Below are 21,528 nucleotides of genomic sequence, written 5' to 3' on the forward strand. Positions count from 1 at the left end.
AGTGTAGCTTTCAAGTTGGATCGGCTTAGGCAGCCGATGCTGCGCCAATGAGTTCAAGAGTGTAACCGACACCGCGCGCGGTCTTGATCCTTAGCGTTGCACCGGCCTGGCTCAAATGCGTGCGTAAGCGATAAATCCCGACTTCCAGCGCATTGGTCGAGACCTCGTCGTCAAATGCATACAAGCTATCTTCGAGCGATGCGCGCGGCACGGTACGGCCGGCGCGGTTGAGCAGATGTTCAAGAATGCACACTTCGCGGCGCGCAATTCTCAGTATTCGACCACCGACCGAGACCTGTCGCGCGATCGGATCGAAATGCAGATTCCCGAATGTCACTACCGGCGCCATCATCTGCGTTGACCGTCGCAAAATGGCCCGCATGCGAGCAATGAGTTCGTCGATAGACACGGGCTTGGGCAGAAAATCATCCGCGCCCGCATTGAAAATTGCAATCCGCCGTCCGAGATCATTGAGACTGCTCATCATCACCGCCGGCATTGACCGTCCCTCGCGCCGCAGCTGCTTCAGCCAGTCCAATCCGTCTCCATCGGGCAAATCCGTTTCGACCAGGACCATGTGGTAGTTCGCGCAATCGAGCGCGGCCGCCGCCTCATCCAGCGTGCGTGTCACGTCGACGGCGAAGCCGCAATTTAAGAGCGCTTCCTTCACGGCGCGGGCAAAGTCCGCATGATGATCAACCAGGAGAATTCGCATTTCATCGCCTCTCGTCCATCCACGTCAAGACCTGAGCGCGTCACGATTGACCATGGGCTCGATGGAACTGAGAGGCGGCTGGATTGGTGTGAATTTGAACAGCCCGAAACGAGAGGGCGGAACATGTTGACAGTCGATCCGTCTCTGCCGGTCCATTGTCGTCAGATGGACCACGGACCCCTCGGGGCTGCTTACGACCTCGGCGCCGCTCAACATGCCGCTCATGCGAGCAAGAGAGCTGATTCTGTTTGAACCGCGGCAGCTCGCTGACGCGTTCGCAGGCCGATCACAGCCGTTCTTGCGTGCACTGAGCCAACGCCTGCAGTGCGAATAGCGCCAGGCCGCGCAATCTTAACCAAAGCGCGGGAGACGATCGGATTTGTGACTGAACAGATGAGCGAAACCGACATTTGGAAACTTCCCCAATTCGTCTTGGTCTGCGGTCAGTCTTGCTGGGCTGTTGAGCCTGTCGTGTCGTGAAGTCACGACAATGCAAGTCTTTCCGCATTCGAAGACACATCACGCGACGCACCTGGCCAATGGCTTCACAGGCTGAGATGCTCGACGAAACGATCAATGCCCCTCCCGGTTTGAAGAACACCCTCTCGCAGCCGACTCTTTGCACGCAAGACGTCGACCGCCCTGAAGTTCCGTCGCGCCCGAGGTCCCCTCGTCCGCCGCAGCCCAGCGGAAGCTGCGAACGATCCAATCGAGCTCCTCGTGGTTGTCATCGCGCATAGATCCAGGTGACTACACCAGCACCATTTCGTCTTTCGGGGTGCACGGCGCCAGAATGTTCGGGTCTCGCCCAGTAAGGGCCAGATGGCGACCGCCAGCGTTCCGGAGAGGAGCAGTCCAGCAGCGTGAGGGACGGAGCGGCTTAGCATTGTGCTTTTGAGACGTTCGCAATTCTTGCTACCTGTCAGGAAGGGTACACGCGAGCTGGTTCTGTGTCGCGGGGCTGTCGGAAATCCTACAATCTGACGCTAGGTGAGATTCAAGTGCTTTGACCGCTGGTCGTAGCAGTGCTCTCGACCTCGCAAGCATTCTGAAACGATGGCGACCTCTGAAGCCAGACTATCGACCTGCGGAACGCTCGGCCCTCTCGCCAGGGTCATGAGCGTTTCGTCGGTCCAATAAGGCGTAGCTTGAGCCAAAGCCGATGACAGTGTGTGAAGGCAGTCGTCTTTGCTAGGCCTTAAGGCGTGACCTCACGGTCGTCAGAGATCTCATGCGTGTCAATCTAGCAAGGAGACGGTGGCGAGATGCCTCTATGTGACGCACAGGGACAGCTAACTTCTGGGATGCAGACGCCGGAGCGCGCAAGCCGATTTGACCGGAAAGGGACTGAAGAAGGAATCGATTGCCAAGGGACATTCTTGAATGCTGCCTCCATACATCACGAGAGATTATGGGGCTTTAGGCGCGATCGACAAAATCGATTGTTTTGATGGAACGCATCCAGGTAGCGAATAGCTTTGGAATGAGTCGAATAGATTCCGTCAACGACGCGAACGGTCAGCTGGACGGAAGCCGCGCGAAGCGACGGATCATAATAGGGTGCTACCTTGTGCCTTCCGACATTGGTGTTCGATCAGGCCGAGATCGGGTCCCCTGATTGAGCTTTTTCGGACCGCCGCGTCAGGTTCGCTCCACCACCTCATTGCGGACGCGTCATCTAGGGAGACGGTGCACAGCAAGGCGGACGAACTGGCGCTTGCGGCTGGTCGAATTTCTTTCCTGGATCGTCTCCTTATGCAGATGTGAGAACAGCATTCTCTCGCCCGTTAGGACTGCGACGGACAAGCGCAACCGGCTGCCGTTTTGTGGTTTCCAAGCGGAGGAGACGCTGCATCAAATCGTTCAAGTCGGCGCGCGAAGCTAAGTCACTCCAGCAAACCTGACCTACGAGGTTGTGATGTCGGAATAGCCATCACGGCGACTTGCGCCTCGTTGCGACAGGCTGCTTTTGTACCGGCGCGAGCGCGCGTGTGTCTGGAAGCAGACAAACGGCTTGCGAGCACGACGTCCTTAAAAGCGCAATCTGCGGTACTTATCGAGGGAGAAGAGCATATGAAGTTTACTGGCCGAGCACTACCGATCCTATTGTCCTTGCTTTCGGCCGCGAGCGTGAGCGCGCCGGCGAGAGCCGATGAGCCCTCGCCGAAATACACTGAGGTGCTCAGTGCCCTCCAGGCGGGGAAGAATGTAAAGCTCATACTGGACATGAGCCGCTGTACCACAGCGGAGGGTGTCAAGCCTGCGTCCGCGACGCAAGCCGGTCTGGTCATCACTGCCTTCAGGGTGACCGTCCATAACGGCATCAGCTTCGCCAATGCTCATCAAACGGTCGACAGCTCCGGGCATGCCGTGACCGAGTACATCCGCCATAGCCTTAGCCGCGAAGGCAAGCTGACGGTGCGAGCCTCGAAACTTGTCGTCGGGACCACCGAACTCGTGAACCAGGGAGAATTCATCTGCGAACTGCCGGATGGCGCAAAGTTCATCTGGTAACGAAGAGCACAGAGCAGGGGGCGCTTCGAAGACTTAATCCTTTCGTGCGGACACCTTCGCACGGATACCAATCCTTTCGATCGTCAGGAAAGATCAGAGTGTTTCTGACGGTCGTTTCGTCGGACGAGGATCAAGTTGTACGAACTTGCTGCTCAGGTAACTCATGAGGGCCGCCGATCTCCATTCCATCTCAGGGATTGGAAGGTCGGCGGTTCAGGTAGTCGTCTTATGGGCGGACCCAAGGCTCTCAGTTGAACGCTTCAGATGAGTTCGAAGGACGTCCTCACGGCTGCGGTTATCGTAAGAACATTATTCCCAAGTCGCTCCAGCCGCGGGCCCGCAATGATGACGACCTTAGGCCCGGGTGCGCTCTTATCTTTCATCCGCCTCTTTTTGGGATCCTTTCACCTGAAATCTCAGTACTGCCGAATGCAGCCACAAGGTGAATGAACGATCCCGCTTAAGATCATCTGGGCTGGCTGCTATGGGTTTGCTCACCGCTCGTAAACTGCGTTCGGGCGCAGATCTAAGCTCTCTGAGCAAACGATCCGTGGTTTCGAAAGCTTGAGCATCCGCCCGAGGTGCCGACGAGCACCTCGTTCAGCCAAATTGCGGCCAACGGAAGAGAAGAGCGCGGCCGTCGGTTGGGCTGATTTCGTTGTATCGATCCATGCTGCGGTCGGCGGGCATGACTACCTCGTTCTATCGCTACTCATGTTAGCTTCGCAAAACCTGACCTGGCCAGACGGAAAGCTAAAGTGAATAATGATCGGCACGGGCCCTTCCAACCCGAGGATAAGTGGGCGAACTTTAGAGACCATACAGGTTTGGGCTGAAACTCTCATTCCAAGCGCGGAACGCGGCCGGTCGCCCGCGCTGGCCAGTTGGACCGGAGTATTATTGGTAGCGCGAAACGCTGCGTTCGATGTTTCCGAGCGCCGGAAAAGGCAAATCACCCTTTCCGTAGCCCGTACCTCAGCCTTTTGTTCCTGACTTTCTATATGGATTAGATGCGCTAGCGGTCCGATAGTCGTCCAAGTTTCCGCCCAGAAATAGTACCTCACGCTCCTCAGTCGGGGTATCACTCATCCATGCCAGAGCGGGTTCATCATTCTCAGTCCGTCCTCGAGAATACTGACGATCTCTTCCGCCGTCCAAGTTGTGACCCTCGGCACCGTGTAGGTGTGCAACTCATTCGCGTTTTCCGCGATGACTTTGGCGCCATACTCGTTGTCATCGTCCGGCGAAAGGAGCAGTTGTGAGGCCTCCTCTGACAGCGACACAAAAGGCGAACAACTGGTATCGCCCCTCACGTGCTCTGCCGCTGCGCGACCCAGATCAAGTCGTTGGCCTCCCCAGATATTCCAAGGGGCGGCGTCGTAACGCAAAGCCGCCATGGAACGCAAATGGGCCATCGCGCTTAGACGGTCCAACGCATGTGGTTTGCAATGACTGGCGTGGTTTTGAAAGCGCTGCAGCTCCAGGTATGATGATACCATCACGTCGTCGTAAACGCGGCCAATATCGACGCGGTCGACTGACGATCCACTCACTCGTGACCATTTTGCTGATCTTTGCGCAGCGAGTTCGATTTCTCTTCTGAGTTCCGCAATGTTCGCGCACGTCAGCGTTGCGGCAAGTTGAGCGCGCGTTCTGACAAAGGATGGAGCCGTGCACCGTTCATTCTCCAGTATAGCTTGCGCTCTCTTGTTACCATCCGTTACCGTCCGGTTCGATCCAGCCACGGGTGAAGCCGATGCTGCGAGGATTGGCTGAGACTCTTTAAGCCGCTGCTCAAAGTCTGCTTGCGCTGTCTCTTCCTGTCGCGGCTCGAGGTGATGCATCCGAGCCTCGGATCGGTTGACGTCCTCAAATGGGTCCATGCCCTTCTCCCTTTGGTAGCCTTGTCAATATCATTCGTACGAAGTTGATCCGATAAGGATCAGAAACCGCGACCCGCGCAATGTCGATAAAACACACCGAGGCTGTTCTCGAGCGGATCGGTGTGTTGAGGGCGTGCGGGCCGGACTGACCGGGGATCCAAGTCATTCTTCTGTTCCAGAGTTTGGGCCATCAAGTCGGCCTCCTGTCCGGACAAAGTCTTGCCATGCTAGAAGGGTTAGCTGTCGAACACCTGACCAGCCTCATTGAAGAAAATTCGGGGCCCTTCCGACTATGCCAGCGAGCCTGTTGTTCATTGCAGAGCGGAGTTTGGAGATGGGGCCATCGTCGGTATCCGCTCCACGGCAGCGCCGTGTGAAGGTCCGGCAGAAGCAGCGCGGCGGAAGCGCGGCTATCGGTGGGCTTGAGCGGCGTGGAGAAGTATGCCTGGGCCAGCTTGCATCGGCTCCCAGTGGAGCTCCTTTAAATGCTCGTCAAGATGCTAGCTGTGGTCCGAACAGCTTAGTCTGGCCGCAGCCGTCGGGCTCGTGTCCGGGCTGGGATGGCTGAAGCTCATTGTCCTCTGTCGGGACCGCTGATGCGGGGCCTTGCGTCGGTACGCGGGGCGCTGGCCGTAAAACAAGAGCCGGGCGTGCGGCTCCGATCCAGGCATCCGCAACACACGGTTAGTGGCTTAACTCGCAACGTTAACAGGCTGTGCGGCCGCGAGACGTTGAACTGCCAACCAGACGTGGCTGGGGCCACAAACGATTCGGGTGTATAAAGAACGTGGCGGCAAGGACTGGCGCTCGGGCGCCTCAGTTCGGAAAAGAAAAATGGGGCGTTGACGCTTGCAGCCGATGCGCCACACAATGCACCACAACGTTAGTCGCGCCTTATAAACATCTCGCCGCGCAAGCCGTTGGTGTGACCTGCAGGCGCAGCTGAACAAAAAGACCTAGGGCAATCTCGCGGTCGGTCGTATCGGCCCCTCCTTCCTCCGAGCCCGGCGCGTTTCCGGTCAAAGTAGCGATAGATACCAGGCACCGACGCATGAAAATTTGACAAGCATCAGTCTTCCTGGGTTGATCCAAAGCCGGGATGGCCGAAGGAAGCGGCTCTTGGCGCTCGCGGGTTGCACTCCTGTTGCTAATGGCAGGACGGTGATGGCTTAGGTCAGAACGCCGGGGGTGCGGTCGGCCAAATCTGTCGTGTGTTCTCGAGCGCATCAATTCATGTTCCTCGCTTTGAGCCGGCGCCGAGCCTGATCAGAGACCATTTGGGCTAAGCGATGGACAGATAGACGTCGCAATAGAAGGGATGCCAACAGACGATAGTAGATTGAAATACTCAACTATTGCGTTTGCGTGGTTTCGACCTGTAAAGATCCTCTATCGATCCTTGCTCGCTCGCTCGCGAGTCCAAACGTTCCGATCGCGAATGGGCATCAGAACTCCTTCCTGAGAAGCAGCTGGCTTGTTGATGAATTCTGGAGCGCCGACCACCTCGGCATAAGTTATCTCTTTATCTCGCATGATCTTAGTGTTGTTCGTCATATCAGCGATCGCGTCATAGTTATGCGCCGGGGGAGAATCGTCGATAGTGGCCCCACTGAAGAGATATTTCGTAATCCACTGTCTGAATATACCAAGAGCCTTATCGCCGCCATGCCGCGTCTTGTGCGCGAGCAAGAGATAGGTCAGTTATCTACGATCCTCGAAGAAGGCATCGCGTGAATGCCTTCGAATTCGATCCTCTACGGGCATTCGCCTTGCGCGCCGATTTGGTGACGATTGCGCGCTCGATCATCGCTCGACGAGGACAGCTGTGGCCCGGGCTCCCATTTAGATGGACCGGCGGGCGCGCGGAGCAGGACTAGCCGAGTTCGAACACTCGCTAACCGTGAGGTCGGCGATCCGCAAGTGTTGCATTGCAAGTCATCGATGGGTGCCCGCAAGGATTCGCGGCTCTTGCTCTCCGGCAAACGAGCTCGGAATTGTCGCTTTCACGATAGCCTTGCGATGATGGTGCGGTCTCTGACAATGAGACCGTGTTTGTCAGGTTCAAAACATTCGGCGTCAATATCGATTTCATGACGCCTACTCAGCCATTAATACGACTGATGCGGCTGGCACGGTCATTGCTATCAAATTGATGTAATGCCGAGGAAAGGCTGAGAGCAGCGCTGTGAATGGTCACGTTTCAGCCGGCAAGCCGTGGGTCCATTTCTGAAAAAGAAGCAAGACCTTGAATTCTTCGCATTCGGTTTGATGGAGAGCGATGTGGATTTGCCTATAAGAGCTGACGAGCCAAATCGCAACTTCTGGACATATCGGCACTGTCAAACGACCGTTGCGCTGCCAGCGTTAGCCGGTCTCGGTAAACAATGGCAGCGAGCGGCAGTGGGGACGCAAGACGAGAATTCGGCTGACGTGCTCAAGCGTGCCGGCTGCGGAGGCCACCGACACAATAGGTGTCTCACCGACGCATCTTGTCGCCATTTCGCCGACGAGTTCGCCACAAATCGCATAGCGTAACTCCAAGGACTACCAAAAAAGAGGTCAATAACAGGCCCCCCCTAATCCGGGCAATACGGAATCGTCGACATGTCGCAAACAATCGGCGCTGATAGCGAGTGCACCGCGAATGAAGGGGCAGAGCACTGGTCAGAGTCGAAAAACAAACTTTCATCAGATGGCGAGTTTGTTCGGTACTGGAGCCGAGCTGCCGATCGGCTGCGCGCAGTGGCCGCTGTCGGGAGGCGAACCGAGGAGGCGATCAGAATGACTGGAATTGGTTTGCAGCTATCCTCCGAGAACTTTAACGGTCACGACCTGTCAGATTTCCCGTTGCGACGCTGTACCCTCAATCGTGCGCAGCTCTACGGAGCAAAGTTGGATCGGGCAGACCTTTCTGGGGCAAACCTTATCTGCCCAGGGCTAGAGAGGGCAAGTTTCCGCGGGGCCAAGCTCGATTTTGCGTATATGCACGCGATTGCAGCGCAGGTCTGCAATTTCGATGATGCCAGTCTGCGCAGTGTAATTGATGCAACCGGAAGTCTGTTTCACGGTTGCAGCATGAAAAGGACACGCTTTGACAACGCGATGCTAAGCGGACTTCTCATTTACCAGTGCGACGCGAGTGATGCTGTATTTGATGGCGCGGAATTACAGGGTTCGACCATCAATGAATGCTTCCTTCCTTCCGCTTCCTTCCGCTTTGCCAAGCTGAGCCAAGTCACGATCACGAAAGCGCACCTGGCGGCTTGCTCGTTCTTCCAGTCAAAGGGGGACTGTTTATCGATCTTGCGTCCCACCTCGGTCGACGGTCTCACCCTAGAAGGCGCTCATCTTCCGTATCTGAGACTCTCAAAGGTGAGCGGCCGCATTGCGGCGAGGGCTCTGAGCGCTCCCTTCGCTGATGTTCACCTGTCAAATCTTTCAAGTGCGGAGCTTGAGCAGGCAGACTTGACCAAGGCGCGGCTTCTGTCCGTAAGCTTGTCCAACGCGAACCTAATCGGTGCTGTGTTGGACGGTGCCTCTATTCATTCCTGTCAGCTCGATGGAGCGGACCTGTCTCGGGCATCAGGCGAAAGCATTTCGATTACAGAGAGCACAATGCGAGCCTCCAAATTGACGGGCTTTCGTGGCCGCTGTGCCTTTGTGCGCGACTGCGATCTTGAATATGCCGACTTATCCCAGGCTTACCTCTACAGGTCGATGATGACCGGTGATCCCCCGCAATCAATGGCATTGGATCACGCAAATCTCGAAGGATCCAATCTCGTTCAGGCATATCTCGCCGCGGGAATGACCGACACCAACCTGGAGGCAACGCGCGTCGCATACGTTCGCATGAACCAATCGTCCTTGCGCGACGCGAATCTGAGTGGGATATCGCCGTTCCAGGCCAGCTTCGTAAAGGTCGACTTTTCGGGCGCTAAGATAACCACATTCGAGCCACCGTTTTTTGCCGACCGATGTCCGGGACTGCAGACCGCTTTGAAGGCTGATCAGCCGCGCGAGTCATCAAGCTATCTGGCTGAATTCTCATCGTTGATCAGACGTGGTCGAGAAGGCTCGACCTGACGGCTTTGGAAATCGCAAAATAGAAGGGCGTACAATGTCGGTGAGCTTAGAGCAGCTTGGTGCGGTGGTCCGAGCTGTGAGCGGGCGTTAAAGCTCTTTGGGGCTCGGAGGCGTGCGCGGCCAATACGACACCAGGGCCTACCTTCTGCGATCCGACCGATCAGACCACTCTTTCGGGGTCCAAAAGAACTGGAGTAAGAAAATGCATCTGGGATGTCTTTCCGCAGGCAAAGCGTTCATCCGGGAGGTGGCGAGAACAGGTCAGAGTATTGGGACGGTACACACCCTAGGCGCCCTGCATCATGGGCATGCAGAACTGATCAGAAGAGCGGCATCGGAGAATGACGTCGCGATTGTCACAGTCTACCCGAACAAGACTCAGCTTAGACCAGGTGGGAGCTACGATTTCGATTTGGACGCTGATATTGGACTTGCCCTACGTGCGGGAGCAACTGCCGTGATTTCCTCGAACGACACCGAAATGTTCCCGCCTGGCTATCGAACGTTCGTATCGCAAGGCGACTATCATTTGCGTTTAGATGGGCCTGAGGCGTACTTGAAGGAAGCCGTTACGGGGGCAATCCGCTGGATTTGTTATGCGCGACCAACTCGCAGCTACTTCGGTCTCAAGGATATCGGTCAGGCGATCCTGGTGAAGCGCGCTGTCGCAGACTTGCTTCTTGATTGTGAGATACGATTTGTGCCGACCGTGAGATACAGGAACGGAGTTCCCATTTCGTCGCGCTTGCGAAGATTTAGCCGATCCGAGCTTGATGAGCTTTCGTGTCTCTTCACGGCCCTCAACCATTCGAGAAAAGAGATCGCCCAAGGGGCGTCGAGCGTCAAGGATCTTGTCGCGTCGGCTACAACTCAAATAGCGTTCCGACAGTTTAAACTCGATTTTGTTCGCATTGTTGGCGCTGATAGCTTCGCAGACCTGGAGCAGGTCAAGCTCCCCTTCATAATTGTTGCAGCGGCAACGGCTCATGGCCTCAGGGTCTTCGATAATATCTACGTTCCGGATCAGGATACACTCCTGAATGGTGCTCCGGATATCTGGATCGATCTACCTGAAAAGTCCTAGCCAGACGATTATGAATGTCGTGATTTTGACAAAAGTAGTCACTCCGGCCGCGCCTGAACGCAGCGCCTACGTTATGACTGTGCATTCCGCTTTGCGCTGCCCAAGCGCACAGCCATCGTCCCACCAGCGGTGAAGCTCTCACGATCCACTGAGTAGATCAACTTGAAAAGTCAATCCATACCGAACTGCCCAATATGGTAGGGTCGGCTAGCCGCACGTTGAGATAGTCTGCTCGAGCGGCGCGTCGCAGCCAAACGTCACGGCAGCTCGAAAACGGTGAATCGCGACCTTTGGATCCGTAAGCTCTCGAGAGCAGAATCTGCGGAGATGATATGGAAAGGCGATTGGAAGATTATAGAGCTGACGACGCGTGTGTTGTCCCGCTAAGAAATCTGGATGTAAGCGAGGCCAAGCGCTTCCAAGACGACAGCATATGGGGGTGCTTCGAGCGGTTGCGAAGGGAAGATCCCGTTCACTACTGTCAAGACAGCCCTCATGGCCCATATTGGTCCCTGACGAAATACCGGGATATCGTAGCGGTAGACACAAACCACAAAGCATTCTCGTCAGAGCAAGGTGTCACTATTGTTGACGTGCCTGCCGAGCACTGGACCCAGAGTTTCATCAAGATGGGACCTCCTCAGCACGCCGAGCAGCGTAATACCGTGGGTCCAATAGTCGGACCGGAAAGCTTGGCGAAACTCGAAATCTTGATCCGCTCTCGGGTCAGGGCGATTCTAGACGGCTTGCCGCGCAATGATGCCTTCAATTGGGTGGAGATGGTCTCCATCGAGTTGACGACGCAGATGCTCGCCACGTTGTTCGACTTTCCATTTGAGGATCGGCGACTCCTGACCTATTGGTCAGACGTAGCTGTTGGAACTCCGAAAGCAGGGCATGCGATCGACAGCTGGGATAAGCGAAGCACAATCTTATCCGAGTGCCTGGATTATTTCACACGGCTTTGGAACGAGCGCATCAATGCCGAGCCGCGCCTCGATCTGATTTCCTTGATGGCGCATTCGCCCGCCACACGCCATATGGAGCCGAATGAGTTTCTCGGGAATCTGATTCTGCTGATCGTTGGGGGGAATGACACCACGCGCAACTCGATTACCGGCGGCCTCCTGTTCATGAGTCAGCACCCCTCCGAACTGAGAAAACTAACCGACAATCCCAAGCTGGTCTGGAGTGCCGTGTCCGAGATTATTCGATACCAGACGCCGATCGCACATATGCGCCGCACCGCCGCGACCGATAGCATCGTAGGCGGGAAGCAGATCAGGAAGGGCGACAAGGTCGTCATGTGGTACATCTCCGGCAACCGAGACCAAGAGATCATTGAGAACGCCAACAGTTTCGTCATCGACCGCAAGAATGTACGGCAGCATCTCTCGTTCGGATTTGGTATCCATCGCTGTCTTGGTCGACATCTTGCGGAACTGCAGTTGAGAGTCCTCTGGGAAGAGATTTTGGGTGCGGGACTGGAGGTCAAGGTTGTCGGCGAACCCGAGCGAATTGCGTCCAACTTCGTGCACGGCTATTCCGCTCTCCCCGTGCGGATTGCAGCCTAGGCCCTGGTCGCTCCCGGTCTGGCAGCCGGCACGCGGTGGGGTGGGCCGTCCTGAACCATCTTCGCTTCTGCAAGCAGCGAAGATGGTTTGGTCGGCGCGAAACAATGGCTGCATGTAGGAATCTATATCAGCCGGGCAGATGTTCGAAGTACACGTGAGGAGCGATAGTGTAGCGCGCGGACGACTTGCAAAGCGCCTGACGCCGAAAAGCCAACCGCCACGGTAACTCCGATGCCGCGTCTCCGGGCTGCCTTGGGTAGCCGGGACCGCAGAGGCTGATGAATTTGATGTTGAAGATTGTAGCGGTGGCAGCGATTTTCCTTGGAGAAGCGCTTTCGATATTCGCCGAGCTGATTGCCTCACGGCAATTTGGAAAGGCCGGCGGTGATCTGGCAATGCTGTTGCCGATGTTTCTCCTGATATCGTTCGGCGGCATCCTCCTCGTGTTCGGATACGCGCTGGGCTACATGCATCTGAAGAATATCTGGATCATTGTCGCGATATCGATGGGAGCGATTCTGGTAGTGGAACCGATGCTCACCCTCCTGCTCTTTAGAGACGTGCCGACAGCCGGTTCGTTGATAGGCTTGATGTTCGGTGCGATTGGTACCCTCGCTGCCATATTTCTATGAGTGTGATTTAACCGGCCTGGGCGCGGCCCGGCTTTGGCGAGATGTAGTTTGAAGGCTGCGCAACGTCGATTCTGCTCAGTTCGGACCTGGAGAATGTTGTTGCTGATGGCCTCCGGCGTCTCGCCACGCCCGTGTATGGCTGGTGACTTGGTAAGCTCTTCGGTCGAAGTCTGTTTGCTGGATAGCGGGACGCGTGTTGCGAGCGCAGGTCTGCCGATAGACATACGCTAGCCATTCCTGCTTGGCCAAAATTGCCGTCCAGGAGGCGGTTGGGGATGACTTGGCCCAGTTCGCGTGCACCGAGGCACCGCATTGGGGCGGGACTATCTCGCGGGCAGGGCAGGTCGGGCCCCGGTCACGTCCTAGCTGATCACGCCGGCACTGATGCGGCTCGTTCAGCAACACGAGGAGCTGCGATGGAAGTCGAACACAAGGCGAGATCTTCTTTCTTGTGCATCCAGATGAATGCTCTTGGTCAGCTAGTCGTCAGCTGGGGGGCCTATCCAGACAGGCTGCGCACTCTCGACTATTCGGAGATGAAGTATGAAAGGTATTGGCCGAGCTGATTCATCACAGGGTGAGGCGGCGGGAGCCGACAGCGCCGGGGAATTGAGCCGTTCGAGCCTGGAGCCTGGTCTCTTCCCTGGGGAACGCGGTCAATCCTTCGATGCCGTCCTGGAGCGGATGCGCTCCGGGCCTCAAGACAGAACTGCGGCTTCAGATATGGCGGCGCCAACGCGCAACGAGATCAAGGCGGCAAAGCGAAACTTGGACAGCCTGCTTGAGAAGTTTGAAGCTTGCCGTCGAGCGGCCACGCAACGCTGCAACTTGGAAAAGGCGCAAGAGCTGATCGATCGAGTGGTCGAAGCAGGCTCAGCAGTTCTGGAGCATTACGCGAATCTGCCTGCCAATTTGGCGCGTCGTATCCTGCCTGACGATCAGGCTCGCCGGCTCCGCGACGACACGCTGGATGCGGGGAACCAATGTAACAAAGCGGCCACCCATATCATTTACCAACTTGAGAACAGGAGAGAGCAAGCAGCAGCCCTGCTCGACCATGTCAAAGACACCGCTCCGCCCGAGCAGCTGAGCCGCGTCGTTGCGGGCGTCGCCAACCAATATGCTGCCTGCATGGAGTGGTGGGGAAAGAAGGCGCTGCGCTTCGAGCGGATGCAGTCAGTCTGTGCGGCTACTGCCCACTTGCCAAGCAGCACGCCCGAGATGCGCAAGGCCGAAGAGGCGGAACTCAGGCTCAATACAGGCTGGGCGCTCACTACCAAGTGTATGTATCTGCAATCGCGGATCGCTCTCGCGCAGCTCTTGATTGAGTCGCAAGCGAGCACGTTAGCACCAGAGGCGCGAGCCGCCCTCATGGACGAGAGCGGGAGGGTGCGTCTGCTCGGGACTTTTGTTGGAGATGTTTTTCCGGCATTTGTTTCGACGGGCGACGCCGTTCGCGGAGGAGCGGTGCTCGACGCCGAGCACCGCGCCGTTCTGGAAGGAGTGATGGAACGGCTTTCGGAATTTGCATCCCAACTGAGGGGCATGCTTGCCCCCCTGAGGGAGGCTGGAACGCAAGCTGACCTTCCTTTGCAGTTGCTTGGCGAGATCGTGGACGGTGCGTGGGTGACGGCGAACGACGTCATGCGGCTGCTGGCATTGCAGCCAAAGACGGAAGTGACGATTGAACCGCCGGCTTGGGCTGCGCTGCCAGAAAACACTGCCCTGGTGGGTGAAGGCACTCCAGTGCGCAGAAAGGGCAAAGCAAGGCGCGGAGCAGCCGCAGGCGAGGGGAGTTCGACGGCCAGCCCGCCTGCGGCGCAACTCGCCAGGCCCGATGTCACGACGGCCCCCACGGGCAAGGTCATCGTGCTCTCGGATCTCGGTACAAAGAAACTCGCCACGCCGGAGGAGGCAGCTGCGTCATCCTCTGCGACCGATCACCTCCAGATGTGGCAGGCTCCGCCCTCCAGGAAGGCACTGCCGGGATTACTTGAGCGATTGGACGAGCTGCTGCAGTTCGATCTGCGGGCTCAGCAAAGCGCCGTCTCGCAAGCGCGCCAGATGAAGCCCGAGGACGCCGAACATGTCCTGAATCGCGTGATCAAGCGCTTGCAGACGCAGTCCTCCGAGATTGAGGCCTGTGTAGTCGCGCTGGAGGAGCCTCGCCGACGGGGCATGCTCACGGCTGCGCAGGTGCCCGAAGTGCACGAAAAGATAGTCCGGCTTCAAAGGATGGGGTCCGAGGTTCAGGGGCAGGCAAAGTCATTGAGCGCGCGAAAGGCAGCAATCACGAGCGATTGCATGAAGAGCTATGCGTTTCCATCGCAGAAATACCTTGCACAGTTGCGGGCAGCGGGGGAACTGGCGTCAGTGGATCCACCTCGCGCCTTGAAGGGAGAGCCAGGGACGCTGTTCGAAATCAAGCTACAGCCCATGGCGCTGAGCAATGGCGGGACGCCAAGGCCGATGTGGGTACACATCCATACCAAGCGGCCGGTACATGCCTGGCAATTGGCAACGCTGGGCGATCGCGAATTCGCCGCTAGCCACGTGAAGTCTGACGAACAGCGCGGCTACAATCAGCACTGGCAGAACGCTCGAGCCGCCGAGGGGCACGAGAACGTCGTGGTCCACCGCGGCAAGCTTACTCCTGCGTTCTGTAGGTCCTTGTTGAGCACCGCCGCTGGCCAGCCGTGGCAGCCCCTTCCCGACCCGGAGCACGCTTCAGCTCAGATGGCTCGACTGGGGATCTAGTGAGCTGGTTGTCTTGCGGCGGTGAGCCGTCGGCGTGAGTTCATGCCTTTCGGACCGGCTCGGCGGATTGCCTGAGCTGCGCTGAGCGTCGTCGGGCTCCAGCTCACAGAAGGCTGGAGCCTGGGAGAGAACACTGCTTACGGGAGGGGTATCGGCTGGCGATCCGGAGGATGGTGGGTCGTCGTACAAGCAAGCTGCCATTCTCTGCTGTGGCGAACATCGGCGCTCGGACGAGAAGCTGGGCCGCTGACTATTGCAGGCGGGAGATATACCAGATGCTGGCGGCGATACGCCCGGTGTCACAGTGCTTTCACCAGCCTGCCCGCGGCGAACTGGCGCGCAAACTCTTCGGGCGAGCTTCAACGGATCGCGGATGGTCCGGATGTACGGGAGCTGAGCGTCCCGGCCGCTTTGACGAATCAAACCGGGCGGTGCACAACAACGCCGCCTGTTTGCTACTCTAGCATCAGCCTACGACGGCCCCAGCATCACGCCTCCTTGGCCCCCCAAAAGATGCTGGGCTTGTCGTTCTTCGTTGAGCGTCTCAATCCGAGTAAGTCGGAGCTTCTTCGTTTCAACTGCAATGGCGCCGGGCGCCGCGGAGACAATTTCAGTACACCGGCGTATGGTCAGTCATTTCCCTGCTTTTTTCACTCGCCGCCACGAGTGAGCAACGGTGGCACCGTCGGAAGAGCAGGCTGCGCCGCACGATCAGCTTGGTGGGACTGTTCATTGTGTCATGGCGCGAGCTCGCGACAGCAATCCGTAAGACGGGCCTGGCCGAGCTTTTACAGCTGGATGCCGTGCTCCCTAAGCACCCGGTGCATCACCTCGCTTTTGATCTCGCAGGCGATCTCGTTGACGATTTAACCTCGGCATCGTCCGTCAGACCCGCTTCGGCCAGCCGTTGCTTCAGCCAAATTTGAAACTCGTCGCCCATCGCATCGATGAGCCGATCGTCGATTGCTGCATACTTATCCATTCGGTCAATAGATCTGATCAAGAAAATCAATTTTACCGCTTGCAACGTGGTCATATAGACCCTCGAGGGCGGCTGGGGCTAACCTAGGGAAGCGATATCTCGAATGAAAAAGTCTGTGTTAGTGACCGCGAGCGCCCTCGCGCTTGCAACGGCGGTAATGCCTCCTTTTGCTGCAAACGTTGCCGCGCAGCCGGTTGCGGCGAGTGCGCCGGTAGCCGATACATCATATCCTGAGTGCGTGGATGACCCGTTGAATGGTATCTGCGATCTGTTTTTTTGCTTGACGGATCCCTCGTGCGTCCAGCACTGACAGCGGGAAACATATCAAGCAGAGATGAGGATTGACCCTCGTGCGGCCGCTGCTCCGACAGCGGCCGCATCCTCATGCCGTACTTGCGCTAGTAGATAGTACAAGCCGCGCCTTCTTGTTCTCTAAACGACGATCAGAGTGACGGCTCACTTACAGCCTTTCGGTGACATCCGCCGATCGTGCAACTGCCGCATCGGCCAAGATCGGGTAAATGGGGAAAAGTCATTTCAGACGGAGACGCTGCGCTCCGACAGGAGCTGCTGCTCGATGTAAAGCTGCTCGAATTTTCAGGATAGATTCTCTTTTACGTGCTGGCTCCATACCCGTCCTCCGGCTCGATGTTTCGCATTTCGGACATCATAGATGTCATCCTTACCTGTTCGGGCATGACTAGGGCAGCGGTCGTGCCGGTACGGCCATTCGTCTATGGTCGGGCACATAATTGAGTGGCGCCGTCTCCGGCATCATAAGCATGGCACAAAGCGCGGCCGCGCCCGCGAAGAGCATGTACCAGGCGGGCACGAGTGCACTCCCGGTAAGGTGGATGAGCCAGGTGACGATCGGTTGAGCTGTGCCTCCAAAAATCGCTATCGCAAAAGCGTAGATCGTCGCGAACGCGCGACCACGAATGTACTTGGGCAAACCTTCGGCCATGCTCACGTAGAAGGCGCTATACGGAATCGTTCCGATCAGGGTGAGGACGCCGAGACCTCCTAGAAGTGCCAAGGCACTGCGGCTTTCTGCAATCCACAAGAATACCGGATAGGTCATCAGTAATGCAGTGACCTGCGGCCATATCATGATACGCCGACGGCCTACGCGGTCGGCGAGCAGGCCGCCCAGCAGTGCTGCAGAAATTCCGACCGTGTTGCTGATGAGCGTAGTAGCAAAGGCGAGAGGCGTGGAAACGCGGAGGGTGTTCAACGCGTAGGTCGTCATGTATCCCGTAACATAAGTCGTGATCGTGCAGCTGGCCAAGATGACAAATCCCAAGCTCATGATGCGGCGATCGGTAGGTGGTCGCCCCTCGGGCTGGGTGACAAGAACCGGCGCCTCGGGGCGGTGCAGCGTTTCGGGCAGGACGCTCCGCAACCAAAGTCCAAACGGCAACGTAGCCGCGCCGAGCAACAGCGCGACCCGCCATCCGTACGCATTGAGCGCTTCGCTTGTCATGGTGAGCGAGAGTATTTCTCCAACCAACGCTCCGGCCGTCGCAGCTACCTGTTGGCTCGCGGGCTGAAAGGAGACCGCAAGACCGCGGGCTTTGGTGGGGGCCGCCTCCATCAAGTAGGCTGTCGTTGGACCGACTTCACCTCCGAGAGCAAAGCCCTGCAGCAAGCGTGCGAAAATGGCTAGCAACGGAGCGGCAAGTCCTATTGTCTCGTACGATGGCGTGATAGCCAATAACAGGACCGCGGCGCTCATCATGGCAAAGCTGGCGGTCATCGCGGGTCGGCGGCCGGCCCGATCCGAATACGAGCCGAGCACGATGGCTCCGATCGGCCTGGTCACAAAACCTGCGCCGAAGGTTCCGAGTGACAGCATGAGGCTGACGAACTGGTCAGTTGCCGGGAAGAACGCCTGACCGATCTGTATTGCGAAAAAGCTATAGGTCCCGAAGTCGTAGAATTCGATAATGTTGCCGATGGTTGCGCCCAACACCGCGCGGCGTGTCAAGCGTTCGTCTGCCGGACCGAGGACCGGCTCCAGCCCCTCTGGAGTAAATTGCCTCGCCATCCTCGACCTGATCTGGAGCGCGATCCATGGCCCGAACATTTCGACCAGACAGGTCGCGCAAAGTTGCATTCCACTTGCCCGAGCTCGTCCTCACGGCCATCGCCTGTTCACATGTAGGCTGAAGCGTGTCACGACGAACCTCACGGTAAGCTCTGCAATAAAAATGCCCGCCTTTCGTGGCCCATTTTACCCTTGATCTGATCGCTGGCCTTCCCGGCAAGACAAATATGAGACCTGCTATAGTTGTCGGGCACCCAGACATCGCGCTGCTTTGGCGAGTTTGGGACAAATTGGCGGGCGCCGAACACGATTGGCGATGTCTCGCGCCCTTTCAGCCTCGGCCAGGTTGCGTCCGCTCCTTAAGGAGTCAGCGTGCCACGCCCTTCGTCGCCAAGGCGCTTGCCGCCGCTCAGCGCTCCTGCCGCTCTCTCTCGCGCGGCGGACAAGATCCACCAATCATCAGTGCTCCACCTTTGCGTCCCGGCCGGGTCGCCGGCGAGTGGGCGAACGCCTGCTCGCGGGACGCTCGCGTCTGGCGACCATCAAGACCTAGGTCGTCCAGTCATAACGTGCGTTCGGCGCCGCTCGCCCGCATCTTGGCTATCTCCTGCGCGAGGGCATCAGCCGGGACGGGGAGAAGGCCCGGCTATTCGGCCCCGACGCCGACGAGGCCGATCTCAAGTCGTTCGGGGAGCGCTGCCAAAGGTTCAGGGGGCGTACATCTTGGTCAACCACTTAGAGAGCTGTTAAGGCAAACCAGTGACGCATCCCCAGGAGCTACTGTTCGTGCGCCCGCAACGGGCGAGCACGAATGTGGCCTACGGTTCTTCGCCAACGGACGCTTGGAGGAAGCGGACATTTCAGCGGCGACCTCGCCACCGCGCGCACGAATTACGACGATTTTCCTTATTCAGGACACCAGTGAATTCTCTTTCCAACGCCCTGACACGAGTGCCATCTGCATGACGCAGAGCGTCGATAGCAGCCGGGACAAAGTTGGCGGTTCGTATTGCCTCACCTGAGGACGTAGCGTTCCGCTTGACCGATGTAGCTCCGGCTGTCACTCGGATGTTGTATCATGGCGCGCAGGGTTCGAGGCACTGGGGACTTCGCGGACTACCCACTACACGCAGCGGCGGCCGCAGTCCCCGGATCACCGGCACCGCCGCACCTTTAGCCGTGCTCGGGATGATCGTCTCGGCTGGTTTGCGTCTCAGCGATTTCGTTATCTCAGGTGAACACTTCGCTCCGCGCTTGCCGGACTCTCACGTAGGTCTCGCTCTCGTCTGTTCTCGCGCTCGCGCGACTATCGTGGCCATTCTGGTTAGCGGCCCCGAGCATAGGCTCGAAGCGTCAGCCAGAACGACGGGTCGAGGGCAGAGGTCGAAATGCACATGTTCGGTGCAAGACTGAGTCTGGTCGCGGTCCGCATCACCTGGACCTCCTAACCAGCTTTACGCTCAGGTGAACGCAATGCACGACGCAGACCCGCGCGCCGACTGCGAGGCCAGGCGGAATGAGACTTGGCCCGGAGATGATCGCATCAGAGGGGGCAGCTGCGGCCGCGGGTTTGTCTCCTTTTTCGACCTTTGTCAGCTTCTCGAAAGCCAGCCTCTTTAACATTCGAACTTGGCCTCTCGATGACGAAGCCACCCATCTCTGAATTCGTGACGAACTTCAGCTCATTCCCTGGGGGCAGATCTTCAAGAGGCCTTTGTTCTTATAACAGAAAGGAGAGCTTTCTGGATCCGAACCCGATCGATAATGCCCGTTCACCGGAATCGCCAACGGCGCACATCTGGACACAGGAAGATCATGATTTGTTCAGTCAGATCATGAATGAAGCTGGACCATCATCACCTGCCGCACCTGAGGAAGCGGTAGATGTCTCATTCGCCGCTCCACAGAGATTTTCACACGGTTCGCAAATCGCCCCTGACGCCATGGTTGAGAGGCTATTCCACCACGGTCTCTTGCCGGACTCGGACCAGCCGACGATGACCTATGAAATCCAAGGTCACCGCTACACGGCCGGTTTGGATGAGTCCAATCGCGTTCGTCTTGTTCATAACCCCGCGGAGGACCAAGTGGTTGGGGCCGGCCGGGCGGGAGTACCGGACTTCGGAGCCTTCTTTGCGGAGAAATGGCGCTACGGAATGCCGCTAGGACAGCAATGGGCCACACCTGCCCTAATGGACAAGCTGCGCGAAGAAGGTTTCATGCCGACCGCAGATAACCCCGCCACAATCCTACTTAACAATCGGGCCTACAAAGCCGAATTAGTGGAAGGAGGGTTCGTTAGGCTTACAAGGGTATGAGACGCAACCCGACGGTGAAGCGATCGCGCCGGACTGGAGGCCTGCGATCACTTCGGTTGTCCTTACCTGGAGAGACATTCGCCGCTTAACAGTGGACTGTTCGCGCCGCCAGTGGGTACGCATCATTGGACCCCCTGGCAGCCCACGAGATGCACGGTCATCCTTGCCATTTCATCTGCGTGGTGCCGGCCCGTCATCCGGCCTGCCATATTGCGCCCGTATTGCCTCCCCTGCCGGTGTGACTTTCGCTTAAACGATGTAGCTCCCGCTGTGGGCCAGTCCGAGATTCCACGATGGCGCGCAGAATCGGAGGGACTGGAGACGTCGCGGAATGCCCATTACACGCGGCCAGCGTCGCAGCTTTGCGCCGTGCGGGATGATCGTTTCGGCTGATTTGCGTCGGAGCCATCCCAACAAGCGCTGCACGATGGTGTGCTGCGGGCCGAACTGTTTGGGGCGTTGCTCAGCGAGGCGACCGAGAATTGCCAGCGCCCTCAGACGGGGCTCGGCCGCCAACCAGCGCTCGACGTCGGCTGGATTCGCGCAAATTGGGCAGCGAAACCGGTGACCGTGGAGGGCTTACTCGGAAACGGCGTAGGCCCTGCCTGTGCGAGCGTCAATAACTTGCGGACGCGGAGGTATTCTCAAGGAGCTGGCAGCAAAGGTCGCGTAACCGAGAACGACGGTCGCAAGTGGCTTTGCGTGGCAGTGCAATCGCGTGAGCGTATTTATCGGATGGAAATCCTATCAGTTGGCACTACCAGATCTGGGCGTTTTGCAAGCAGCACCTGAACCGTAGGATTACGACACAGTGAAGTGGACCCCGGGAGCAGGACCACTGACGCCGCCTTCTTAGTTGGAACTCTCGCCGCTCCGATTTTCTGATATGAGGCCGCGAGGGCCTCTGTCTGCGTCTGTTGTTGAGGTTGTGGGCAT

12 protein-coding genes are annotated in these 21,528 nt (G+C 57.6%); 8 read left to right on the top strand and 4 right to left on the bottom strand.

Annotated elements, in window-relative coordinates:
• Positions 1-25 precede the first annotated feature (25 nt).
• The gene (locus tag ACTEK7_RS35755) at positions 26-715 is read right to left on the bottom strand and encodes a response regulator (protein ID WP_225129483.1); all 690 of its coding nucleotides are present in this window, start codon (positions 713-715) and stop codon (positions 26-28) included.
• Positions 716-2,788: 2,073 nt separating this feature from the next.
• On the opposite strand from ACTEK7_RS35755, the gene ACTEK7_RS35760 reads away from it, so the two are divergent.
• Positions 2,789-3,229 (top strand): VirK family protein, encoded by a 441-nt coding sequence (locus ACTEK7_RS35760; protein WP_225129481.1) that lies wholly within the window; start codon positions 2,789-2,791, stop codon positions 3,227-3,229.
• 1,085 nt (positions 3,230-4,314) lie between these two features.
• Here the strand turns inward: ACTEK7_RS35760 and ACTEK7_RS35765 are convergent.
• Positions 4,315-5,112: a hypothetical protein gene (locus tag ACTEK7_RS35765; protein ID WP_225129480.1), complete on the bottom strand. Its 798-nt coding sequence runs from the start codon at positions 5,110-5,112 to the stop codon at positions 4,315-4,317.
• A 1,575-nt stretch (positions 5,113-6,687) separates the two neighbouring features.
• Between ACTEK7_RS35765 and ACTEK7_RS35770 the strand changes: the two genes are divergently transcribed.
• The 6 genes from ACTEK7_RS35770 to ACTEK7_RS35795 all read left to right on the top strand — a co-directional run bounded on the left by ACTEK7_RS35770 (position 6,688) and on the right by ACTEK7_RS35795 (position 15,245).
• Positions 6,688-6,846, top strand: coding sequence for an ABC transporter ATP-binding protein (locus tag ACTEK7_RS35770; protein WP_225129635.1), 159 nt, complete (start codon positions 6,688-6,690; stop codon positions 6,844-6,846).
• Between the two features lie 870 nt (positions 6,847-7,716).
• On the top strand, positions 7,717-9,198 hold the full coding sequence (locus tag ACTEK7_RS35775; protein WP_225129478.1) for a pentapeptide repeat-containing protein: 1,482 nt from the start codon (positions 7,717-7,719) through the stop codon (positions 9,196-9,198).
• A 202-nt stretch (positions 9,199-9,400) separates the two neighbouring features.
• Positions 9,401-10,282, top strand: coding sequence for a pantoate--beta-alanine ligase (locus ACTEK7_RS35780; RefSeq protein ID WP_225129476.1), 882 nt, complete (start codon positions 9,401-9,403; stop codon positions 10,280-10,282).
• A 332-nt stretch (positions 10,283-10,614) separates the two neighbouring features.
• Complete coding sequence (locus tag ACTEK7_RS35785; RefSeq protein ID WP_306469169.1) at positions 10,615-11,856, top strand: cytochrome P450; 1,242 nt, start codon at positions 10,615-10,617, stop codon at positions 11,854-11,856.
• A gap of 278 nt (positions 11,857-12,134) precedes the next feature.
• The gene (locus ACTEK7_RS35790) at positions 12,135-12,488 is read left to right on the top strand and encodes a hypothetical protein (RefSeq protein ID WP_225129472.1); all 354 of its coding nucleotides are present in this window, start codon (positions 12,135-12,137) and stop codon (positions 12,486-12,488) included.
• Between the two features lie 543 nt (positions 12,489-13,031).
• Positions 13,032-15,245, top strand: coding sequence for a hypothetical protein (locus ACTEK7_RS35795; RefSeq protein ID WP_225148665.1), 2,214 nt, complete (start codon positions 13,032-13,034; stop codon positions 15,243-15,245).
• A gap of 826 nt (positions 15,246-16,071) precedes the next feature.
• On the opposite strand, the gene ACTEK7_RS35800 is transcribed toward ACTEK7_RS35795, so the two are convergent.
• Both ACTEK7_RS35800 and ACTEK7_RS35805 read right to left on the bottom strand, forming a co-directional pair.
• Complete coding sequence (locus ACTEK7_RS35800) at positions 16,072-16,281, bottom strand: hypothetical protein (protein WP_225129470.1); 210 nt, start codon at positions 16,279-16,281, stop codon at positions 16,072-16,074.
• Between the two features lie 646 nt (positions 16,282-16,927).
• Positions 16,928-18,274, bottom strand: a complete 1,347-nt coding sequence (locus tag ACTEK7_RS35805) for an MFS transporter (RefSeq protein ID WP_225129468.1) — start codon at positions 18,272-18,274, stop codon at positions 16,928-16,930.
• Between the two features lie 1,640 nt (positions 18,275-19,914).
• Here ACTEK7_RS35805 and ACTEK7_RS35810 point away from each other — a divergent pair.
• A complete protein-coding gene (locus ACTEK7_RS35810; protein ID WP_225129466.1) occupies positions 19,915-20,592 on the top strand; it encodes a hypothetical protein in 678 nt (225 codons plus the stop codon).
• The last annotated feature ends 936 nt before the right edge of the window (positions 20,593-21,528 follow it).

The sequence above is a fragment of the Bradyrhizobium sp. JHI2711 genome, from assembly GCF_056156565.1.